This is a genomic window from Alicyclobacillus tolerans, from assembly GCF_048984885.1.
Classification (GTDB): domain Bacteria; phylum Bacillota; class Bacilli; order Alicyclobacillales; family Alicyclobacillaceae; genus Alicyclobacillus_I; species Alicyclobacillus_I tolerans.
Genome location: NZ_JBMGNK010000002.1, coordinates 2,648,115 through 2,670,065, shown reverse-complemented (window position 1 = coordinate 2,670,065; position 21,951 = coordinate 2,648,115). Strand labels below are relative to the sequence as shown.

Here is a 21,951-nt window from a genome sequence, read left to right as displayed (position 1 = left end):
CCTAAAATAGGAAATGAACGGTTGAGTGATATACTGAAAATATCTAAGTAACGATAGGGGAGTATTCGATGATATCACCCATGTTCATTGCCCACGGTTCACCCATGGTAGCCATTGAAGACAGTGAGTACGGCAAATTCCTTGATAAACTTGGGAAAACTCTACCACGTCCGAAAGCTATTGTCATTTTTTCTGCACATTGGGAATCTAAAATTCTGACTGTCAGTGAAGTAGAGCAATATTCCATGATTTACGATTTTGCAGGTTTTCCGCCTGAACTTTATCAGGTTGAGTATCCTGCCCAAGGTCATCCAGCATTGGCCAAACAGATTCAGCAACGTCTACAATCGGCTGGTATTCCTTATGTGGTGGATGAGAAACGTGGGCTCGATCACGGTGTATGGACCATTCTCCATCGATTGTATCCGCACGCAGATATTCCGATTGTTGCTTTATCGGTTCAGCCCAATCAATCTCCGCAGGCTCTCTTTGCTGTAGGTCGACAGTTAGAAGCTTTGGCGAAGGAAAATATACTTGTGATTGGAAGTGGGGTAACTGTACACAACTTTCAAATTTTACCTTATTGTGATCGGCCAGAAATCAAGAAGGCTGTGTACAGTTTTGAGAATTGGCTAGAAGAAACTTTGCAGGCTTGGGATTTGGAAAAGTTATTTGCTTATGAGAGAATTGCGCCTTATGCGGAAGTTGCTGTACCCTCTATGGCCCGCGAACACTTTGTCCCACTATTTTATGTGATGGGGGCGGCAGGAGAGAAAGTTAAGGTAGAAACACTTCACCGCAGTTGGTTGTTTGAGGTGATGAGCAATACAGTGTTTGCTTTTCATCCAATTCACTGATACTTGAGTGAGAAACATATAAAAAAGAGAACTATGGAGTGTGTAGGCATGCAAGAGAAAAAAGAACCAAGAGAAGTGGGATTTGTGGAATGGGACGACATCGAAGATGACGAAGAGGATAAATATGGTTTTTTTCTCGTTGTAGATTGGCGTGATCGATAAGTAGGCAAGTGGACATCTCTCCCTGGCATAAACATGCATTAGGTGATGTAGGTGCCGAAGAAGTGGATTATTGAGGAGAAATTTGAAGGTAGCGAGTCGGAAGACAAAGTATGGAATGATTGTTTGCTGATCTTACTGGAATATTTGCGTTTGGATCAAACGGTGGAACAGTCAATGCCCTCATCGCATGATGAGCCTTTCTATGAAGGGGGAGTTGCGGTTGACTCGCTGCGCCATTTACGCTCGCGTATCCGATGAATCGCAACTTTCGGGTGACTCGCTCGAACACCAAATTTCAGTCTGTCGGGAGATGGCCAGAAGACGCGGTCAGGAACTGGGAGAATATTGGGAAACTCCGGATGAATGGATTTATGTGGATGAGGCAGTGTCTGGTACTAGTTTGGTGAATCGTTTACAAGCTCAGAAATTGCTTGCTGATGCTAGGGCAGGTTGTTTCCAGGTGGTGCTTTTTAAAGGAATTTCTCGTTTGGCGCGTGACACGGTGGATGCGCTCCTGCTTTTGCGCACTTTGCTTGCTGTTGGGGTACGTGTTCTTTCACTTGAAGAGAATTTTGATAGCCAAAAAGATAACGCCGAATTTATCTTTACCATCCATAGTGCATTGGCCCAAGCTGAATCGGAGAAAATTTCTATACGAGTGCGTATGGGAGCTATGCAGAAAGCGAAATCTGGACGTTGGAATGGACAGCCGCCAGACGGGTATCTTCTCAATCCGCAAACACAGCGTTTGGAAATTGACGAAACGTTTGCGCCCGTGATTCGGGAAATTTTCTCACTTTATCTGCAAGGATATGGAACACGCAAAATCGCTGAGATTTTAAACAAACGATTATGGAAAACCAAAAGAAACGCCGATTGGACGGCCAGGACAATATCCCGAATATTAGAAAATCCAGCATATACTGGTGATGTAGTCTATGGTCGGAGAGAGAAACGCTTACTTGCGCCTAGTAGCCACAACTGGTTAAAACGCCGTAGAATAACGGTTTGGAGTAAAGATAAGAACTCTCAAGCGGTTTGTCCATCGGCTCATCCACCCATTATCAGTCGAGAAATTTTTTCTCAAGTTCATACGCTCATGGAGCAAAGAAGAAAATATCCAGGCCGATCCGGTCAAGTTCATCTTTTATCAAATGGATTGCTCCGCTGTTCTTGTGGCAGTCGAATGATTGTAAAGAAAAACGGTCGAGGGAAACGTTATTATCGATGTCGATCCCAAGCGGAAAAAGGTGTTTTCTTCTGTAAACAATCCTATCTGCCAGCAGATGAAATAGAAAAGATGGTGCAAAACGCTGTACTCCAGCAGTTGAAACGGTTACTGTCTTCGCACGAACTTCCCAATGTAAAACAGAGTTGTATCAGCGTCTCAAAAAAAAGATTGGCAATTCAAAAACAGATGGATAGGGTCATTAAACAGTCGCAAGAACTTTTTATGGCCTATTCACAGGATGGATTATCAGAAGAAGTCTTTTTGCCCCTCAATCAAAAATTAAAGCAACAACTACAGCATTTAAGGAATACGGAGGCAACTCTACTAGCCGAATCTAAAAGCGAGCATCAAGAAGGCAGTGCCCCTCTTGATGCGCAGCAAACGCTTTTTCATGTAGTAGAAGAACTGCTTCATACTCCGTCGCCAGCTCCTGAGACAACCAGGGCTATTCTGCAAAAAATGATACAAGAGATTCAGGTTTCTCAAAGCACACTTTCTATACAGTATCGCTATTTTTTAGTGAATCATCCTTGATCACAACCACAGTACTTCTTACGGTGAGTTAAATTCATCTGAAGGTAATGGTAAATACACTCTAACAGCCGTACCAACTCCAGGTTCACTCTGAATATCCAATTTGCCGCCATGCGAATGGATAATGTTCTGGCTTACCATTAAACCGAGTCCTGTGCCGCTCTCTTTGGTAGTAAAAAACGGTTGACCTATCTTGTCTAAAATTTCTTGGGGTATGCCTATTCCTTGATCTACTAACAAAATTTCCACGTATTTTAGCTTTCGTTGGATGCGTATGGTTAAAACGCCACCAGAACTCATGGATTCAATAGCGTTCTTAATTAGATTGATCAATACCTGTTTGATTTGATCGGAGGCGCCATAAATAAATGGGACACTGGAATCGCTCAGGATATCAAAGTGAATACTGTGTAAACGCGCTTCAGGTTCCATGAGTGATACCACGCTTTGAACCAATTCATCCAGCTTAATTTCTGTATGTTGAACAGGATGGGGTTTGGCGAGCATCAACAACTCATCCAAGATGGAGCGTATTCGGTTCAATTCAGATTCCATAACATGAATGTAGAATTCATTTTCTCCATTTTCTGCTTGACTGTGCAGAAGTTGAAGAAAGCCGTGCAAGGCAGTCAAAGGATTGCGAATTTCGTGAGCGACTCCGGCCGCCAATTGACCAACAGCAGATAGTTTCTCCGATACTTGCAACAATTCCTGAGATTCGCGCAATGCCTCTTCTGCTTCCAATTGATCGGTTACATCTTGTAACATACCGAAATATTTTACCACTATATCGTCTTTTACAATGGCTTTACTCTTCATACGAATTCGTTTGCGATTTTTACGGTTTTGTTGAATATCAAATTCTAGTTCACACATCCGTTGAGACAGTAAATTTTCTCTAATTTTTTCAAAAAGCTCAGAATGAATGTCTCCCAGAAACTCCTGCACTCTATTGAGAGTCAATATATAGCATGGCGGCATTTCAAAGATACGATAAAAACCAGTGGAAGCACGGAATTCATCTGTAAAGGGGTCATACTCCCAACTGCCCATTTGAGCAAGTTCTTCCGCCATTTCCAAGCGTTCTTGGTTTTGCCGCAATGTCCATTCTGTGTTGCGCAAATGGGTCGTATCTTGCAAAATACCATAGACTTCCGTAACTTTTCCTGCGTGATATATGGGTTCTCCGTAGGATTGAACGAAACGTGTTTCGCCATTTGAGCGTATAATTCGATATTCTATAAAGTATGGATTGCCCAGGTATGATTGATCAATATTTTCTTTCCAAGTCCATCGATCGTCTGGATGAATACGTTCTACCAAAAGATCTAAAGTCACAGGCTGTTCTTTCGGTAAATCCCATATTTCATAAAGTTCAGGAGAAAAATAAATTGTATCATTATTTGGGTAGCGTTCCCAATATCCTAATGCAGCACATTGTTCTACCCGTTGCATCATGAGTTCTTTTTTTTGTAGCTTCAGTTCCTGCAATTTATAATTTGTTTGATTGATAAGAAAACCGGAGAGATAATGAGCTTTTCTATCAGAAGCATATAAAGCTTCAGCAATCAGACGGACGAATAATGTTGTTTCTTTATCCATCTGCATACGAAATTCCAAGTCACATTGACCATTTGTCAAAGAGTTGATGAGAATGCGTGTTACCCAAGCTCTGTCATCAGGATGCACATATTGTAGAAATTGGTGCATAGAATGAATATTTTCAGCAACTAAAGTTCCATTTTCATGGATATTCCAGACAATCATATTTTTCTGGATATCCCATTGCCATAAAGCTGCATTCGAAGCTTTTTGCAGTAAATCCCATGGCACGGAAGGATACCTATCTGCGATGGCTATACTTTTATCTAAATCCTCACGCAATGTTGTTAATTCTTGAATAGACCCTATAGTTAAAACTTTTCCATCGACAAATAAAGTTTCGTATGAACAATGAAGCCAATTCATGATTCCTGAAGAATTTAGATTTCGAAAGGTAAAGTTTTGGTAAGTATTTGCATGAGATTTGGAAATGGATAGCCATAGATGATGATCTTCCGTTAAAATCGTTTGAAGAAGATTTTTCATAGAAATAATATTTTCTGCTTCGGGCAAATTCATCATTCGCAACATTTGCGCAGAACAAAAAAATGTTTGTGAAGTGTGGTTATATTCCCAATATCCAACAGGTGTATGAACCACAGGAGAGTACTCAGGTAAATGATGTTCTCCTGGAATGAAGTGTTCTGGACGTTGTCGCACATAAACCGTCCTCTTCTAAATTAAAAATAGTCCTCATTAAACTATTCTCTTATGGATTCTCATCTTCCTGCTCAAAAGTATTGGCATCCGCTCTTTCTACCATGGGTTTATCTCCTTGTCCTTGCAATTGTTTTGGATTGAGTATATACACAATAATACTTTTATCAATATCAAAATTCCAATCCACGAATACTTCAAGTACACGTTGTTTTAAAATCCCTTCAAATGAACTGGTATTATGCAGATAACTTTTTTCAAGATTAGCTTTCACCCTTTTTAGTAAAGGGCCATGACCTACACGGATAAGTTCTTTTTCAATTCGAACAAGAATACCTTTACGAATAATCACAAGAATTTTTGGATGAAATAGAAAAGAAAATACTTCTTCAGGAACTTTTTGGGCGTTTTGGCTGATGCGAATAATTTCATCTTCTAGTAATTTCTTTCCTTCAAATTCTTGTTCAAGGTTTGCAATATTCGATAAAGGGTTGTCAGTCACTGCAAAAATTAATCCTGAACGATTATGAAAGTTCCAGTCATAATATAATTCTTCTATTTTAATACCAGATAGCATTTCAATGTAGGCTTTAATCTCTGGAAGTAAAGCTTGCATCACCTGTTGCCTTAATTCAGCTAAAGTAAAATCTTGATCATTTTCGAGCAATACTTTTTCCATAGGTGATAAAAAATTTCTTAAATAAATGGAAATAAATTTGTATCCGCTCGATACAAAAACAGACTCGGGCCCTTTTCCAAAATGTTCTCGGAAAAGTTTGCTCATACGATTACTAATCGTTTGATGGAAATCATTCTGATTGAATGATTCGGTTGTATTGGTTGGTTGGTTCACTGTTCCTCTCCCCATCAAGTCATTCAATTTTATTCATAACGCGATTCAGCATGCTCAAATTTGAAAATAATTATCCGTGTTAGGAAACATGAAAATATAAATTTTGTACAGAATAGACAGCACCCCATATCGAGAAAATATTTATGAATGAATTGTTTAGTGTGAGGTGTTGTCTTCTGGGTGTGGATGAGTCCTTAAAACAAGTAGCCAGTTATTTTAGTCGTTTACACAGAGAAATGTTTGGACGGGGACCGAGTCATTGCCAGGCTTTTTTAGAACATCAGGTTCTGGTGATACAGGTTACAAATTTTATTTCTTCACTAGAAGAGGTATTGTTAGATCAAGGACAGATGGACATTGCCGCAGAATCTCGCATGAAAATCTTGCAGTCTCTAATTTCAGAGATGAAAGGTGTACTGCGTGTACTTTTTCAAAGCGATGTGTTGGAGGTCTATCATGACTGGAGTTATGAAAATGGAACAGGAATTGTCATTGTCTTGTTTCAATTGCCCATTGAAAATGTGAATTTCTTGGGTAAGGAAAAATTGCATCAAGAGGTAGCTCGTTTAAGTGCACTAACGGAGAGAACTCCTGCAAAGATTCTATCCGTTAAAATCAACGCTCATTTAATCGTTGTTGAGCGCGACGGCATTCTTATACCATTGGAAAAAGCTATGATTCAAAAAGGTTATGCAACTCCATTGCGAACCACAAAGGCGGAACTGGAAAAGAAATATTTTCATCGTGATGGACACTTCCATGAGATATTTCAAGAAAGCGTCCAAGATATTTTTATTGATTGGAACTTGCAAACAGATAGAAGCCTTGTCTGTTTTGTCCTCAATACTGTGAAAGGATAAGCTCTTCTCATAGATGAACTTGTTTTAGCTTACGCAGTCTTCTTGTGTTGTTCCATCTGGTTTACGGCTAGTGCTGATGCGAATATCGCGATCGCGTTGATAAGCATATGTGTCTTTACCTTGGCTATTCCTTCAAGCGAAATCATCAGAAGTGCAAGTAGAATGACTTCACGATGGATAGATCTCGTGCTTTTTTGGGAAGGCTTCTTAACTTCGAAGCATAAGGTTGGAGTTCCAAGGCCCCAAAAAACAGAGGCAGGCGATGGTTGGAGAAGATACATATGGGACTTCCCGCCTCGGAAATTTCTGGTTTCGTCACTTAAAATCTTCTCGAAGACTGGGGTGAAGTGCTTTTTCATGCCTTCAACCTTCTTGTCCTATAAGGCTTTATAATTCTGCAAAACACTTATTTAAATAATTTAGCGGGAAGGAGTGGATGGAAATTTTAGCTCGTTACTAAGTTCAGCTAAATGTTCCAGAATGGTTTTACATCGATAGTTTTCCGTCAACATTACAAGAAAGGCTAATGAAAATTGGGCCCGGATTTCGTCTGGGATAAGTATAATATGGGTGTGAATTTGATTTAAGCAATTCTGGATTTGATTAATAACTAAGAGAAGATTTTGGATAGAAGAGGATATATCTACATCATTAGAATGTTGTAATTGATTGTTCCATACGATAATACTCTCCAGAAAATCATTCAAATGCAAACTGATTTTCACAATTTGTGTAAGGTGGAACTCGTATGGTTCACAATCTTTAATGAGAATATATGCAAAACCATGAATGGAAGCTAGCGCATCTCGTATGGTAGGAACTACACTTTCTGGTAATGAACTTAATACACTCAGCAAGTTAATTTTATCTAAATCATTCCAATCTAGTTGCAAGTTATTTTGTTTGGATGTTAGTTCGTTCATTATGTCAATATTCCCTCCAAATGAAAAATGAGCCTGAACAGATGCAGAAATTCTGCAAAACTGTTCAGGCTCACGTCTAGCGCACTCGTTAAAATGAGTGTCTAGAACATTGCCACCCTACTCAATCTTTTGAATGATTCATTGGCAAACAGGTAAACGAATTCTTACTTCAGTACCACGTTTTTCATTTTTTAAAATTTCAAGTTGACCCATATGGTCTGAAATAATACTTTGACTGAGCATTAAACCAAGTCCAGTACCACTTTCTTTGGTAGTGATAAATTTTTTTCCAAGATGATGGAGAATGGAATCGTCAATTCCTGGTCCATCGTCAATGATGAATATATCCACAAATTTATGGGTTCTTTTTACAATAACATCAATAATCCGACCTGGCTCTGAAGCTTCTACAGCATTCTTAATTAAATTAATAAAGGCTTGTTTAAGTTTGTTGGGCTGACATAACACATTTTGCTGCCAATCCCAGTTTTCTACAGAAAGGTGAATGGCGCAACTTTTGACAATAGCTTGCGGATTCAAAAGTATCACTACTGAATTTAAAATTTCAATTAGATTGCGTTGAAAAAAAGGTTGGCTTCTTGGTTTGGCTAATTGTAATAATTCCTCAACCAGACCATTAATACGATCGAGCTCGTTAAGCATGATTTGTGTATAGGATAGATTACTGTCCGGATCTTTGGAACGCTGAATCATTTGTGTAAAACCGCGTAAACTGGCTAATGGATTGCGAATTTCGTGTGCCAAACCGGCGGCTAATTCACCAACTACCAACAGTCTGTCCATTTCTTCAATGGACTCCCTATACGTAAATAAATCCGTAACATCTTTAAGAATTAAAAAAGTGATGGATGGTTCTGGAGTGCTAACAATGGTGAATTCTAAAATGAATAATTCACCATTCGTCAAATGTAAACGTTTCGTGTACAGATGAGCATAGCGAAGAGGCTCTCGGATGTCCAGAACAGATTTTAAGAATTCCTCTAGATTCGATAGTTTTTTAGGAGTATAACCAAGTGTACTGAAGAGTTGTTCAGCAACTGGATTATACAGGGCAACTGACTCATATTCGAAGCAAACAATTCCTATTGGCAAATGCTGAACTAGTGACAAGAAAACTTCTTGACTAAAAGTAAAAGATGGCTCGTCCAAATTAGAAGTTTTCTTTCTTTTTGTTGCTTCATGGACAATGTTTTCGTTTGCCATATGTAGACAGCCCTCGATTCGGTTTGTAATCGTACACGAATCGTCTGGTAAACGGTAACAATGCCATGCGCGACTTGCGTAAGTTATCACATTCGCTCATTTGCCCGCCCGCCATATTGCTTACTTTAGTTGATAAAAAATTTTAAATTGGAAGAAGAAAAAGACAATAAATCACTCAAAAAGTCACAGGCACATTGACTACCTTTGACCTATGCGCATTCTATCACATTCAATTTTAATTGGTCAAGATTGTAATGCAATATTTGGATATTGAGTCCATTTAACATGTATGGATGTGTATGTATGTAGGTATGTGGACCTCCGATGGCGGTAGCTCCCATCAATCAAGTGAAAAATGTTTTAGACTACGCCACTTCAGTGATTGCTTCAGAAAAAATATTAATGGGAGTTACACTTTATGGATATGATTGGCCCATTCCTTGGCGCAAAGGTCTCAGAGCGGCTAGCTTATCAAACAATAGTGCTCAAAATCTTGCTATCAATGAAAAATCACCTATACGGTTTGATCCTGTTTCCGCTTCTCCTAATTTTGAATATACGAATGGTTCACAAAGTCACCAGGTTTGGTTTGATGATGCGCTAAGTATCTCTGCAAAATTTTCTCTAATTGATGAGTACCAGTTGAGGGGCCTTTCTTGGTGGGTATTAGGAAATTCATTTCCTCAAGGGATTTACCTGATGTCAGATGTTTTTAATATTCGTAAAGTCTTCTGAAAATATCCCCAATATTCTACAGCTTTTCCCTCTTCTTTAAGGCTGCTATCCCTGACGATATAAAGGTTGTCCATCGTAGGATAGGGTAGTTTGATGGAGAGGGGGATGTTTTATGTACGGATGTTTTGGTGGATATACTCGTTGGGCAGTTGTCTTCTTAATCATCTTTGTACTGTTCTTCTTGCTTGTACCTGCAGCAGGATATGCGGCTGGTGCATACTAATGAAAAATTCAAAAATCTCATGAGAAATAGTTCGATCAAAGCAGGCATGCTTTTTAGTTAAAAACGTGATTGAAGAACTTCGACAGTGATTCACTGTCCAAGTTCTTTTTTCATGGATGGGTCGTTCAAAAATTTCTTCGTATGGCATTGCTTTCGATAACTCACAATAACCATAAATTGATGTGTGGAGGCATTCATGGTGCTGCTTGAAAATTTCCCAAAATGTTTAGAATCATTAAAAAAATATTTGAAAAAAAGTGTGTGTTCTATACTCGTAGGTATATTCTTCTTTGTATGCATACCCCCGATTCCAACGGTATTTGCTAAATGCTCTATTCTCCGTAAAGTTAACATGACCTCGAAAGAAGTGGCGATTACTTTTGATGACGGACCTAGTTTGACCTATACTCCGCAAATATTAAAACTTCTGAAACAATATCAGGCACATGCCACATTTTTTTTAATTGGAGAAAGAATCATTCCTTATCAAAAGCTGGTGGTTTCGGAATGGCAAGCTGGAAATGAGTTTGGTAATCATACTTATCATCATATTCTTTTGACAGGAAGAACTGAGAATCAAATAAGCCAGGAATTGTCGTTGACGGAAAAAGCCATGCATCAGGTAATACCTCAGGCAGGAAAATTAAAGTGGTTTCGACCGACCAGAGGTCGCTCAAATGCGAAAGTGTGTTCCATAGCCCAACAAATGGGTTATCGTACAGTGCTATGGAGCATTGATTCTTCTGACTGGCAAAATCCTTCTCCTGAAAAAATGGCTCAAAGAATACTCGAACAGATTCGTCCAGGCGATATATTGCTTTTTCATGATCAAGGAGGTAATCGCACTTCAACCATTCGTGCCTTACGTATCGTACTCTATGGACTACATAATGAAAACTACAAAGTCGTAACCTTATCTCAGTTATATACAGATAAAGAGAAAGGAGATCAGAAATAATGAAAAGATATTATTTTGGATAATATAGGATGTTTGTGATGGATAGGATTGAATTGACGATACCTTTTTTGTTGTGCGATAATTCTCTTAATTTTAGCTCATATTTTTTGAGCAACTTACCTTATAAAACAGAAAGGAGGACAATGTATGAATGCGCAGCAAGAACCCAAACGTAAACGTGGTCGTGTATGGCTTTGGCTACTGTTAATACCCTTCATTGGTACTCTGTATCCGCCTTTTTATGCATCATATCATCCTGTTTGGTTTGGGGTTCCGTTCTTCTATGCCTATCAGTTTCTGTGGGTCATCATTTCTGCTCTGATTACAGGTGTGGTTTATTTTCTTACGAAGGACTAATCGAATGCCATTTTAAATGAAATCATGAAGGCGCTATCATTGTAGGTTTGTGGGGGAGAGGTGGAAAATACTTGCATGCAGCAGCTGTAATTGTATTTGTTCTGTTGTTTATCTTTATCACCGTATTAGGTTTTGTTGCTTCCCGGTGGAGAAAAGGAAATCTATCTCATTTAGATGAATGGGGTTTGGGCGGTAGACGATTTGGGACGTTTGTAACCTGGTTTTTGCTTGGTGGTGATTTATATACAGCCTATACTTTCATTGCCGTACCAGCTCTTATGTATGGCTCAGGAGCACTAGGTTTTTATGCAGTTCCTTATACAATAGTTGTATATCCCTTAGCTTTTCTATTTATGCCGCGTCTTTGGTCAGTAGCTAAGAAACATGGATACGTCACAGCCTCTGATTTCGTGCAAGGAAGATATCAGTCTCGTCTACTTGCTTTGGCGATTGCCGTCACAGGCATTCTTGCGACGTTGCCGTATATTGCCCTGCAGTTGGTCGGTATGAAAGCGGTATTAGCGGCGATGGGTCTGGCAGGAGATTGGCCGCTTATTATTGCATTTATCATTCTAGCTCTCTATACGTACACAAGCGGTCTTCGAGCTCCGGCCATGATTGCCTTTGTAAAAGATATTTTGATTTACGTGGTCATTCTTGTTGCAGCCATCGTCATTCCCATGAAATTGGGCGGTTTTTCGCATATTTTTCATGCTGCAGCCGCTGCGCTTGCTACACATAAACCGAAGGGCGCAGTAGTCATCAGTCCTAAATTATTCTTGCCTTATGCGACCTTGGCGTTTGGCTCTGCAGTAGCCCTCTTTCTTTATCCGCATGCTGTAACAGGGACATTGTCAGCCAGCAGTCGTGTAGCGGTTAAACGAAATATGGCATTTCTTCCTATTTATTCATTTATGTTAGGTGTTCTTGCCTTGCTAGGATATATGGCTTTGGCAGCAGGAATCCATACAAAAGTTACAAGTAATGCGGTGCCTCTTTTATTTTTGAAAGAATTTCCTTCTTGGTTTGCTGGAGTAGGTTTTGCTGCAATTGCAATTGGTGCTCTTGTACCCGCAGCCATCATGTCTATTGCAGCTTCCAATCTCTTTACAAGAAATATCTATAAAGAATTCTTTGTTCGTCAAGCGACACCAGAACATGAGGCGAGGGTAGCTAAAATATTCTCTTTGCTTGTCAAATTAGGAGCGCTTTATTTCGTTATAGGCATTCCAACACAGTACGCGATTAATTTGCAGTTGCTTGGTGGTATTTGGATTCTTCAAACTGTTCCAGCCATTGTACTTGGGCTATACACAAGATGGTTTAACCGATATGCGTTGTTTATTGGTTGGGCCGTAGGTATGATTTATGGTACTGGCATGGCCGTTGAAAATCAGTTTAAATCTTCAATTTACACTGTACACTTAGGTCATTTGGCTATAGCGTCTTACGCTGGGTTAACTGCAGGTATAGTCAATTTGATTCTTTCAGTTGTTTTGACGCTCATATTGAAAGCGGTAGGAGTAAAATCCGGAACAGATATGACCGATCCTACAGATTACGAGCTTGAATTAACCACTCTTCAAAATTGATTGTAACTATACAAGACCATACGTTTACTTGTGATGCAGCCTGCATACTCCGTGCTCTGGGGTGTTGCAGGCTTATTCTTATTTGAACGATCACGTTTTATTAAGGTATGGAATGATATACTGAAGTTAATGGGATTTTAGACCAATCAATGCTAGGATAAAACATATATGAGGTTTGCTGATTTCATGGAGAGGGGAATTTTTGATTGTCTCTTTCAGTTCATGAATGGATTGTCCATTTTGGATATATGGGTGTTTTTTTAATTCTATTTTTAGAAATGGTGGGTATTCCGTTTCCGGCTGAAACGACGCTTGTAGTCTCTGGTGTAGAATGGATACATGGTCAGTTTTCTTTCTTTCCATTATTGTTGGCAGCTTTTTTGGGCAATGTGGTAGGTTCTACGGTAGCTTATTCATTAGGGAGAACGCTGGGGCGACCTTTGCTTGTTCGGTATGGAAAATATGTTGGAATCAACGAAAAACGTTTGAATAAAGCTGAAAATCAATTTGCCAAGTGGCGAATATGGATTGTTTTGATAGGCAAGTTTATTGCCGGAGTCAGAGTATTGGTACCGTATTTAGCTGGAATAGACGCTATGCCCATTTGGAAATTTTCACTTGTCAACGCTTTGAGTGCACTCATCTGGGTTGCGTTTTTTTTACTTTCGGGTCGCTATATTGGAGTAGCGTGGAATCATTATCATGTGTTTCTTATGCATCGCGGACTCCCGTATCTGTTGCTGCTCATGATTATTCTCTTGCTAGGTGCGTATTTTTTGCATTTCCGAAAAAGAAAATAATACAGGAAGGAGAAAAAACTAAATTTTTTCTAACTGAGGCGCTATTTAATGTTATTATCTGTGTTGCAACGTTCGTTGTTTGAGCATGCATGAAGGAGGCAACTGGCATTGCATAAAACTCTTCCTTTTTTAGATCCCTTACTTATTGTGTTGTCTCTTCTTGCGCTCTGGTTTGCCGTGGCTAATTTTAACTCTGTTAAGCGGTTTCTTGTAGGACGACCTATGCGCTCAAGAGAACTGAATAACAATCATACCAAGCTTTTTTGGTTTATCGCCCTACCTGTTTTAGCAGCAGATTTATATTCTTCTGTAGCATATGGCCCAGAGGCAGGCATCACAGAGATTGCGCAATTAGGTGTTGACGTAAAATGGTTGATTGTACCGATTACCTTAGCAACTGTTATACTTCTAACCGCACTGATTATTTCTTATATTATGGGCGTTAGCGCATATCCCAATGGTGGAGGGGCGTATGCAATAGCTAAAGACAATTTTCGTGCTCCTTGGGTACGTCTACTCGCTTCTAGTTCATTGATGATTGACTACATACTCACTGTTGCGGTATCTATTTCGTCTGGTATCCAACAGATTGCTTCCGCTTATCCAATATTAGCCCCGCATGTTGTTGGTTTATCCATTGCATGTATTATTATTATTTTACTGGTCAATTTGCGCGGGGTTAGTGAGTCAGCCTCTGTGTTTGCTTGGCCAACACTTTTCTTCATGCTCTGTATGGTGTTTTTAATCGGCTACGGTTTTATAGAAGGAGGCCCTCACGGTCTGGTTTCTAAATATACACCACCATTCGGAGTCTTTCCAAAGGGATTAACTTTGCTCTTGCTGCTTAAAGCTTTTTCATCTGCGTGTTCATCGTTGACGGGTATTGAAACCATTTCTAATTCAGTTCCAATTTTCCGTGAGCCTCGTACACGGGGAGCTATTAAAGCTTATATAGCGTTGGGCACGATTACGGGTATTACTTTAATCGGGTTTTCGAGCCTTCTTTATTTCCAGGGGATTTCTGTAAATCCTAATAATACAATGTTGTCTCAATTGCTTGGTTCATATTTTGGACACAGTATCTTGTATCAAATTATTATCTGGGCAACATTTTTGGTTCTAATTTTGGCGGCCAATTCCACATTTACAGGATTTCCGCAATTGACAGCTTTAATGGCAGGAGATGGTTTTCTGCCTCGTTCTTTGCTTGTTCGTGGTGATCGTTTAGGGTACTCCAACGGGATGTTGGTATTAGCTGCGCTTTCAGCGTTATTAATTGAAGGTTTCCGTGCTCAAACCAATTCGCTGATTCCTCTTTATGCGATTGGTGTTTTTGTTGCTTTTACGGTGGCGCAGATTGGTCTGGTAAAACGTTGGCTAAGAGTGCGAGGCAAGATGTGGAGACTGAAAAGTTTTATCAATAGTTTTGGCGCCGTTCTTTCGGCGGTCGTAGCCATCGTTTTTGCAGTTACAAAATTCACTGGTGGCGCTTGGATTGTATTGGTAGTTCTTCCGTTGTTGATGTTCATGGCCACTAAAATCCGTAAACACTATACTTTGTTGGCAGACGAGTTGCGCATTAATCTACAAGAAGAGCGACCTATTCGCCACCATGTGGTAACGATTCTGCTGCTTTCAGGATTACATCGTGTAACACTCAATTCGCTGTCTTTTGCTCTATCGCTTAATTCAGATGTTATTGCGGTCTATGTAGGTTTTGATGATGAATCGATTGCAAGAATAGAAAAACGATGGGAAGAATGGGGAAATCCTTGTCGACTGGTGACCTTAAAAAGTGAGTATCGTTCTCTGATTCAACCCGTACAGCGGTTTATAAAATTTGTTGAAAGTCGAGAAGGTGGAAGACCCGATCACATTCACATCATCCTCTCACAGTTTTTGCCCAAACGTCACTGGGCGCAAATTCTTCATAACCAGTCTTCATTGTTGTTACGTACATGGTTTTTGTGGAACAAAGATGTCATCATTACCACAGTTCCTTATCATCTGAATGAGAGTGAAATTGAATCTGAAAAAACATAAAAAATAATACGCTGTACATTCGTATTTTGGATATGCGTTGAGGTAAAAACTCAGCGCATATTTTTTTGTGCAAAGCACATAGTAAATCCAAATGGATTGGAAATTTATAGTCTTGCTTTAAGGGTCTATCTGATTTAATCTATGAATACATTTTCATGAAACCGATTTATGAAAATGTATCATAACAGTTTTTGTTTGCTCACGCATTTGCTTTTATGCTGATGAACCTTGGTTGCTTATGGAAGAGAGCTGAGCTTTGTGAAAGTAACGATTCGTGATGTGGCATCTAAGGCAGGTGTCTCTGCAGCTACTGTTTCTCGCGTGCTTAATAAACCAGAATTGGTCGATCCGGAAACGAAACAAAGAGTTCAGGCTGCCATCAAAGCGCTGGATTTTCACCCAAACGCTATGGCGCGAGGACTCAGTGTATCACGCACAGATACGATTGGTTTAGTCATCCCGGGTATCAACGATCTTTTCTTCACTGAACTCTACCGCGGAATCGAAAAGGCATGCAGTGAGAACAATATGAAAATCCTGCTTTTTGACTCGCAACATTCACGTCACAGAGCTCTAGAAGGGTTTACCTTTCTGCGTCGACATCAAGTAAGCGGCATCATTTTCACCAGCAAGCTGGTCGATCAAGACTACGATGCTTTGTTTGATAGGATTGGAATTCCTGTTGCCCTTGCTTTAACTGAAGCAACGGGTCGAACGCCGTTACCAGCATTCAAAGTGGATGATGTAAGAGCCGTTTTTGATGTTGTGGCTTATCTTGTTGCACGGGGGCATCAGCGGATCGGCATGATTACAGGAGAATCTGAAGATGATCGGACTGGTTTGCTGCGCTTGGAAGGCTATCGCAGGGCAATGTTGCATTTTGGTATCGGCTACAGCGAATCGTTTGTCACTTCAGGGAATTATCGTTTTGACGGTGGTTATGCAGCGATGCAGGAATTGCTCAAGCGTCAGCCGATCAATCAGTTGACAGCCATCTGCACGGCCAGTGACGAAATGGCCATTGGAGCAATGCGTTGTTTGCACGATCACGGGTTGTCTGTCCCGGACGACATGTCGGTTATTGGATTTGACGATTTGCAGATTGCACGTATGGTGATACCCTCTTTGACCACCGTTATGCAGCCGTTTGAAGAAATTGGCGAACAGGTTGTGCGAGCGCTGCTGCAAAGAATTGAACAACCGTCTGAACTGCCGCGTCAAGGAACTTATTACATGCCGCATCGAATCGTTGAGCGCGAAACTGTCAAATGTTTAAATTCATCCACGTCAGAAGAGCAACTTGAGAAATGTTTTTGAAAAAGTATCCAAAGAGGGTCAGATCAAAAGGAGGAACTGAAAGATGAAGAAATTCTCCAAAGGTGCTGCGTATGCGGTTACACTCGTGATGGCAGGGGGTCTTGTAGCTGGATGCGGAACTAACAATAGTGCGGCAAACACTAGCTCCAGTACAACATCGAACACGGCTGCTACTGGTAAAACAGTCAATTTTTCTGATGCAAGCGGTACGATTGTCTGGGCTGCGCCACCGATTACGCACTCAGGTTTACGCCAGACTTTGATTAACGCGTTTGAGAAGAAATATCCCAAAATTAAAGTGGTCCTGCAAGATCAAAGCAGCGACACAGATACTAACCGCTCTTCGTTGGCTACAGCGATTGGCGGTGGTTCATCCACTCCGGATGTCTTTATGGGAGATGTGATTTGGCCTGCTCAATTTGCGGCTAATCAGTTGGCATTACCACTTTCAGATAGTCTACCTTCCTCGTTTTGGAGCCGATTCTCTCCTGGTTTGGTCAATGGCGCTACCTATCAAGGTAAAGTTTATGCTGCGCCATTTTTCGCTGATTCAGGATTTTTATACTATCGAAAAGATCTCTTACAAAAAGCTGGATTGCCTGTTCCTCAGACATGGCAGCAATTGAAGTCTGAAGCAGAAACACTGCAGAAAAAAGGTCTCGTTAAATACGGATTTGTTTGGCAGGGTGCGTCTTATGAAGGTTTGACTTGCGATTTCATGGAGTATCTGACTGATGCGGGCGGCAAGGTTTTGAATTCAAAGGGACAGCCAGTCATTGATTCTCCGCAAGCAACAAAAGCGCTGTCTTTTATGCGCGGATTAATTACCAGCGGTGTAACACCAGCTTCTGTTGTACAAATGCAAGAACCACAAGCAGAAGATGTGTTTGATCAGGGCAACGCAGCCTTTTTGCGCAACTGGTCGTACGCGTGGGATGATTCTAACAATCCTAAAAATTCGCGCGTGGCTGGTAAAGTGGGCGTAACTGTATTGCCATCCTTCCAGCCAGGTGGTGGTTACAGTACAATCGGCGGTTGGGATTTGTATGTCAATCCACATTCAAAGAATCTGAAAGCTGACTTGGCGTTTATCAATTTCATGACAGGAACGCAAGCACAGACCATTTTGGCTAAACAGTTTTCTGAAATCCCAACCAATGCTGCGGTCGCCAATAATCCTTCCGTCAAGGCGGTCAGTCCGATTTTCAATCTGATTCCTAAAACCAAATATATTGCTCGTCCTAGTCAATCACCGAATTATCCACAAGTGTCACAGGCAATCTATCAAAATGTCAATGCTGCTTTGGCTGGAAATGAATCCGTAAGTGCAGCGTTGAAAAAGGCGCAACAGCAAATTCAACAGGCACAAGGTGCCAATAGCGGTCTGTAATAAGTTTAGTAGTCAAGGGCCGGCAACGGCCCTTCTGCTATTCTATTCACGTGAAATGGGGGGATAAGTTTGGCACAAAGTGAGCAGGTCATGGGAAACGACCAAAAATGGCGAGCAGGAAGAAAATATTTTTTGCGCAGTGATCGCAATTCTGGAATTCGCATGATGGCTCCTGCTCTTTTAGTCATTCTCCTTGTGACGTTGTTTCCCATCTTGTATTCCGTGGTCATGAGTTTCAGCCATGTTGCCATTACAGATAACGGATTTCAAATTCATCTGCAAGGATTCAAGAATTACAATATCTTGATTCATTCTGGAATTTACTGGCATAGTGTTTGGTTTACAATCTATTACGCTTTAGTAACCGTTTTTGTAGAATTGGTCCTCGGTATGCTCATCGCGCTGGCTATCCATAATGTGGAACGGTTGAAAAGTGTCTCGCTTGTCGTCATGTTGATTCCCTGGTCGCTGATTACGGTAATTTCAGCAGAAATGTGGTCCTATATCTACAATGGAGTGTATGGAGTTTTGAATTATGTGCTGATTAGTTTGCACCTCCTTTCTTCTCCCGTCACTTGGACTGGGCATTCTGTAACAGCTATTATCTCGATGATGGTTGCAGATATATGGAAAACGACACCTTTTGTAGTCATTATTTTACTTGGCGGGTTACAAATGATTTCTAAAGAATATTATGAAGCTGCTTATATGGACGGAGCCAATCGTTGGCAAGTTTTTTGGAAAATAACTTTTCCGCTTTTGCGCGGCTCTATAGCATTAGCAGCTATGTTTCGCGTACTGCAAGCGTTTGGTGTCTTCGATTTGCCCTATGTATTGACAGGCGGTGGACCTGGCAGAGCCACGCAATCCCTGGCTATGCTGGCTGACCAAGCACTTTTCACCAATCTTCACTTTGGACTAGGTTCTTCAGTGGCTGTCAGCACAGTGGTGATGGTGTTGGTGATTTGCCTGCTCTTTTTATCAGCATTTCGCTCGTTGGTTGAGGAGGGAGCCTGAACGTGAAAACGAAGCGTCAAGTTATCGTTGGTTATGTGGTGCTGATTTTATTTCTGGTAGCTATTCTGCTCCCTTTTTATTGGATGTTGGTCACTTCTGTCAAACCCGACTTGGAAATTAGCGCTTATCCGCCAACCCTGTTTCCGCATCACTGGACATTTATTCACTATGCTACGGCTTTTCAACAAGATAATTTTGGCATATACATTCGAAATAGTGTTATTGTTGCCATTTGTTCCACATTTATTGTTCTGGCTCTCGCCAGTATGGCTGGTTTTGCTGTTGCTCGTTTGCCCATTCCTGGAAAAAAGACCGTATTAATCGCCTTGCTCATTATTTCTGTTTTTCCTGAAATTGCTGTCATTGCTCCTCTTTATGTTCTTTTACGTGATGTGAATTGGCTAAATAGCTATCAAGCGCTGATTATTCCTTACAGTGCTTTCAATATGCCTTTTGCTGTCTGGATTTTGCGCAATTATTTCATGGAAGTCCCCGGTGCACTATTTGAAGCAGCCAAAATGGATGGTGCAAGTGTTTTTCAAACGTTTTATCGAATCTTTTTGCCGCTCACACGTCCAGGACTATTTGCTGCCGCCGTTTTCACTTTCGTTGCCTCCTGGACCGAATTCTTTATGGCGCTCGTTTTCAATTCATCCGATACGATGCGTACGATTCCTGTCGGAATCGCTCTTTTTAGCGGTCAATACAGCGAACCTTACGGAACCATCTTTGCTGGATCGGTCGTCTCCATATTACCTATCGTAATCTTGGTCATTATCTTCCGAAAGTGGATTGTATCTGGATTGACTGCTGGTGCTGTTAAAGGATAAGAGGTTTAGGCAAGGTTTAGAAAAATAAAATGTCATGTTAAAGCTGGGAGGTTCTCATTTTGCAACATCAATGGTGGAAAGAAGCTGTTGTTTATCAAATTTATCCACGTAGTTTTAAAGACTCTAACGGTGATGGAATCGGTGATTTGAACGGTATTACTGAGAAATTGGATTATCTTCAGGAACTGGGTGTGGATGTTATTTGGATTTGCCCCATTTACGCATCACCTAATGACGATAATGGTTATGATATTTCTAATTACTATGAAATCATGAAGGAGTTTGGGACCCTACAGGATTTTGAACGGATGCTGGCTGAAATACACAAGCGAGGCATGCGACTGGTTATGGATTTAGTTGTCAATCATACATCAGATGAACACGCTTGGTTTGTTGAATCACGCAAATCCAAAGATAACCCATACAGAGATTTTTACATTTGGCGTCCTGGTAAGAACGGTCGAGAGCCTAACAATTGGCTTTCTTATTTTTCGGGATCGGCATGGCAATTTGATGAAACTACGGGAGAGTATTATCTGCACTTATTCAGTCGCAAGCAGCCCGATTTAAACTGGGAAAATGATCAGTTACGCAAAGCTGTTTATGAAATGATGCGTTTCTGGCTGGACAAAGGTATTGACGGTTTCCGTATGGACGTTATCAACCATATTTCAAAAGTGCCAGGTTTGCCGGATGCTCCAAATCCCAATTCGCAAGGTTACGCATGGGGTGGAGAATTTTTTGCCAATGGTCCCCGTGTTCATGAATTCATTCAGGAGATGAACCGTGAAGTTCTAAGTCATTATGACATTATGACAGTTGGTGAAACGGGAGCTGTCACACCTCATGACGCTATTCTTTATGCAGGAGAAGACCGCCATGAACTAAACATGGTTTTTCAGTTTGAACATACCGATTTGGATGCCGGGCCAGGCGGTAAGTGGGATGTAGTGCCTTGGAAGCTCTCGGATTTGAAAGAAGTGATGAGCCGTTGGCAGTATGAACTTTATGGCAAGGCGTGGAACAGTCTGTATCTGAACAATCACGATCAGCCCCGTTCCGTGTCACGTTTTGGGGATGACAAAAAATACCGTGTGGAATCCGCTAAAATGTTGGCAACGTTTCTTCATTTGCAGCAGGGAACACCCTACATTTACCAGGGTGAGGAAATCGGCATGACCAATGTCGCTTTTTCTTCCATTGAAGATTATCGAGATGTTGAAATCCATAATTTATGGAGAGAACGTGTCATAGAAAGCGGTGAAGATCCAGAGCGGCTTTTACAGGCTATTCACCAAAAGGGGCGAGATAATGCGCGAACACCTATGCAATGGAATGCTGGTGAAAATGCAGGTTTTAGTACCGCAAAGCCTTGGATTCAGGTAAATCCCAATTATCGCGAAATTAATGTGGAAGCTGAACTGGCCAATCCAAATTCCATTTTCCACTATTATCAGCAGCTCATTCAGTTGCGTAAACAAAACCCATTGGTAGTGTATGGAAGGTATCAACTCATCTCTGAAGAACATCCAGATATCTATGCGTATACGCGAACGATGAACGAAAATGTCTGGCTTGTATTGTGTAATTTCTATGGTCGCGAAACAGTTTGGGAAAAGCCAAAAGAACTAGCGAGCTACCAAATTGCTGAACTGAAACTGGGTAACTATCCGATTCAGTCCACTCATCTATCGATTGACCACATATCACTCCGCCCCTATGAGGCGTTGGTATTGGCATTGCAACCAAACTTGTGATAGCAAGCAGGCAACACAAATAGGAGGAT

At 40.8% G+C, this 21,951-nt stretch carries 20 protein-coding genes; 15 read left to right on the top strand and 5 right to left on the bottom strand.

From position 1 onward, the window contains the following. Positions 1-68: 68 nt before the first annotated feature. The 3 genes from ACOJUR_RS13650 to ACOJUR_RS13640 all read left to right on the top strand — a co-directional run bounded on the left by ACOJUR_RS13650 (position 69) and on the right by ACOJUR_RS13640 (position 2,784). Positions 69-857 carry a DODA-type extradiol aromatic ring-opening family dioxygenase gene (locus ACOJUR_RS13650; protein WP_420950304.1) on the top strand — a complete coding sequence of 263 codons (789 nt, stop codon included), beginning with the start codon at positions 69-71 and terminating at the stop codon, positions 855-857. 213 nt (positions 858-1,070) lie between these two features. After that, positions 1,071-1,277 carry a hypothetical protein gene (locus ACOJUR_RS13645; protein WP_420950303.1) on the top strand — a complete coding sequence of 69 codons (207 nt, stop codon included), beginning with the start codon at positions 1,071-1,073 and terminating at the stop codon, positions 1,275-1,277. Next, a complete protein-coding gene (locus ACOJUR_RS13640; protein WP_420950302.1) occupies positions 1,240-2,784 on the top strand; it encodes a recombinase family protein in 1,545 nt (514 codons plus the stop codon). The genes ACOJUR_RS13645 and ACOJUR_RS13640 overlap by 38 nt, the downstream gene beginning before the upstream one ends. 18 nt (positions 2,785-2,802) lie before the next feature. On the opposite strand, the gene ACOJUR_RS13635 is transcribed toward ACOJUR_RS13640, so the two are convergent. Together ACOJUR_RS13635 and ACOJUR_RS13630 are read right to left on the bottom strand one after the other, a co-directional pair. After that, positions 2,803-5,046 (bottom strand): ATP-binding protein, encoded by a 2,244-nt coding sequence (locus ACOJUR_RS13635; RefSeq protein WP_420950301.1) that lies wholly within the window; start codon positions 5,044-5,046, stop codon positions 2,803-2,805. 49 nt (positions 5,047-5,095) lie between these two features. Continuing rightward, positions 5,096-5,896: a Na-translocating system protein MpsC family protein gene (locus tag ACOJUR_RS13630; protein ID WP_420950300.1), complete on the bottom strand. Its 801-nt coding sequence runs from the start codon at positions 5,894-5,896 to the stop codon at positions 5,096-5,098. 182 nt (positions 5,897-6,078) lie between these two features. Here ACOJUR_RS13630 and ACOJUR_RS13625 point away from each other — a divergent pair, with 182 nt between their 5' ends. Next, positions 6,079-6,756, top strand: a complete 678-nt coding sequence (locus ACOJUR_RS13625) for a Na-translocating system protein MpsC family protein (protein ID WP_420950299.1) — start codon at positions 6,079-6,081, stop codon at positions 6,754-6,756. A 29-nt stretch (positions 6,757-6,785) separates the two neighbouring features. Here ACOJUR_RS13625 and ACOJUR_RS13620 read toward each other — a convergent pair whose 3' ends face one another. From ACOJUR_RS13620 to ACOJUR_RS13610, 3 genes are all read right to left on the bottom strand, one after another. Beyond that, on the bottom strand, positions 6,786-7,115 hold the full coding sequence (locus tag ACOJUR_RS13620) for a hypothetical protein (RefSeq protein ID WP_420950298.1): 330 nt from the start codon (positions 7,113-7,115) through the stop codon (positions 6,786-6,788). 60 nt (positions 7,116-7,175) lie between these two features. Next, the gene (locus tag ACOJUR_RS13615) at positions 7,176-7,679 is read right to left on the bottom strand and encodes a hypothetical protein (protein ID WP_238413534.1); all 504 of its coding nucleotides are present in this window, start codon (positions 7,677-7,679) and stop codon (positions 7,176-7,178) included. Positions 7,680-7,817: 138 nt separating this feature from the next. Continuing rightward, on the bottom strand, positions 7,818-8,903 hold the full coding sequence (locus tag ACOJUR_RS13610; RefSeq protein WP_420950297.1) for an ATP-binding protein: 1,086 nt from the start codon (positions 8,901-8,903) through the stop codon (positions 7,818-7,820). 348 nt (positions 8,904-9,251) lie between these two features. Between ACOJUR_RS13610 and ACOJUR_RS13605 the strand changes: the two genes are divergently transcribed. From ACOJUR_RS13605 to ACOJUR_RS13555, 11 genes are all read left to right on the top strand, one after another. Beyond that, positions 9,252-9,638: a glycosyl hydrolase family 18 protein gene (locus ACOJUR_RS13605; protein ID WP_129583645.1), complete on the top strand. Its 387-nt coding sequence runs from the start codon at positions 9,252-9,254 to the stop codon at positions 9,636-9,638. A gap of 422 nt (positions 9,639-10,060) precedes the next feature. Further along, on the top strand, positions 10,061-10,819 hold the full coding sequence (locus tag ACOJUR_RS13600) for a polysaccharide deacetylase family protein (RefSeq protein WP_420950296.1): 759 nt from the start codon (positions 10,061-10,063) through the stop codon (positions 10,817-10,819). 147 nt (positions 10,820-10,966) lie between these two features. Then, positions 10,967-11,176, top strand: coding sequence for a DUF3311 domain-containing protein (locus ACOJUR_RS13595; RefSeq protein ID WP_072875023.1), 210 nt, complete (start codon positions 10,967-10,969; stop codon positions 11,174-11,176). Positions 11,177-11,247: 71 nt separating this feature from the next. Then, the gene (mctP, locus tag ACOJUR_RS13590) at positions 11,248-12,768 is read left to right on the top strand and encodes a monocarboxylate uptake permease MctP (protein ID WP_072875022.1); all 1,521 of its coding nucleotides are present in this window, start codon (positions 11,248-11,250) and stop codon (positions 12,766-12,768) included. Between the two features lie 206 nt (positions 12,769-12,974). Then, positions 12,975-13,568, top strand: a complete 594-nt coding sequence (locus ACOJUR_RS13585; protein WP_083574346.1) for a DedA family protein — start codon at positions 12,975-12,977, stop codon at positions 13,566-13,568. A 108-nt stretch (positions 13,569-13,676) separates the two neighbouring features. Beyond that, the gene (locus tag ACOJUR_RS13580; RefSeq protein ID WP_420950295.1) at positions 13,677-15,611 is read left to right on the top strand and encodes an APC family permease; all 1,935 of its coding nucleotides are present in this window, start codon (positions 13,677-13,679) and stop codon (positions 15,609-15,611) included. Between the two features lie 258 nt (positions 15,612-15,869). Next, positions 15,870-16,928, top strand: coding sequence for a LacI family DNA-binding transcriptional regulator (locus ACOJUR_RS13575; protein WP_072875296.1), 1,059 nt, complete (start codon positions 15,870-15,872; stop codon positions 16,926-16,928). A gap of 43 nt (positions 16,929-16,971) precedes the next feature. Next, positions 16,972-18,318 carry an ABC transporter substrate-binding protein gene (locus ACOJUR_RS13570; protein WP_072875295.1) on the top strand — a complete coding sequence of 449 codons (1,347 nt, stop codon included), beginning with the start codon at positions 16,972-16,974 and terminating at the stop codon, positions 18,316-18,318. Between the two features lie 69 nt (positions 18,319-18,387). Next, positions 18,388-19,335 carry a carbohydrate ABC transporter permease gene (locus ACOJUR_RS13565; RefSeq protein ID WP_420950294.1) on the top strand — a complete coding sequence of 316 codons (948 nt, stop codon included), beginning with the start codon at positions 18,388-18,390 and terminating at the stop codon, positions 19,333-19,335. Between the two features lie 2 nt (positions 19,336-19,337). After that, a complete protein-coding gene (locus ACOJUR_RS13560; RefSeq protein ID WP_420950293.1) occupies positions 19,338-20,165 on the top strand; it encodes a carbohydrate ABC transporter permease in 828 nt (275 codons plus the stop codon). 59 nt (positions 20,166-20,224) lie between these two features. Continuing rightward, entirely contained in the window at positions 20,225-21,922 is a 1,698-nt protein-coding gene (locus ACOJUR_RS13555) for a glycoside hydrolase family 13 protein (protein ID WP_420950292.1), read from the top strand. Positions 21,923-21,951: the final 29 nt, after the last annotated feature.

What these genes read in the sequence shown, in the direction of transcription:
- ACOJUR_RS13650 (WP_420950304.1), top strand. Translation starts at nt 69, where the DNA reads ATGATATCACCCATGTTCATTGCCCACGGTTCACCCATGGTAGCCATT.
- ACOJUR_RS13620 (WP_420950298.1), bottom strand. Translation starts at nt 7,115, where the DNA reads ATGAAAAAGCACTTCACCCCAGTCTTCGAGAAGATTTTAAGTGACGAA.
- ACOJUR_RS13615 (WP_238413534.1), bottom strand. Translation starts at nt 7,679, where the DNA reads ATGAACGAACTAACATCCAAACAAAATAACTTGCAACTAGATTGGAAT.
- ACOJUR_RS13610 (WP_420950297.1), bottom strand. Translation starts at nt 8,903, where the DNA reads ATGGCAAACGAAAACATTGTCCATGAAGCAACAAAAAGAAAGAAAACT.
- ACOJUR_RS13595 (WP_072875023.1), top strand. Translation starts at nt 10,967, where the DNA reads ATGAATGCGCAGCAAGAACCCAAACGTAAACGTGGTCGTGTATGGCTT.
- ACOJUR_RS13570 (WP_072875295.1), top strand. Translation starts at nt 16,972, where the DNA reads ATGAAGAAATTCTCCAAAGGTGCTGCGTATGCGGTTACACTCGTGATG.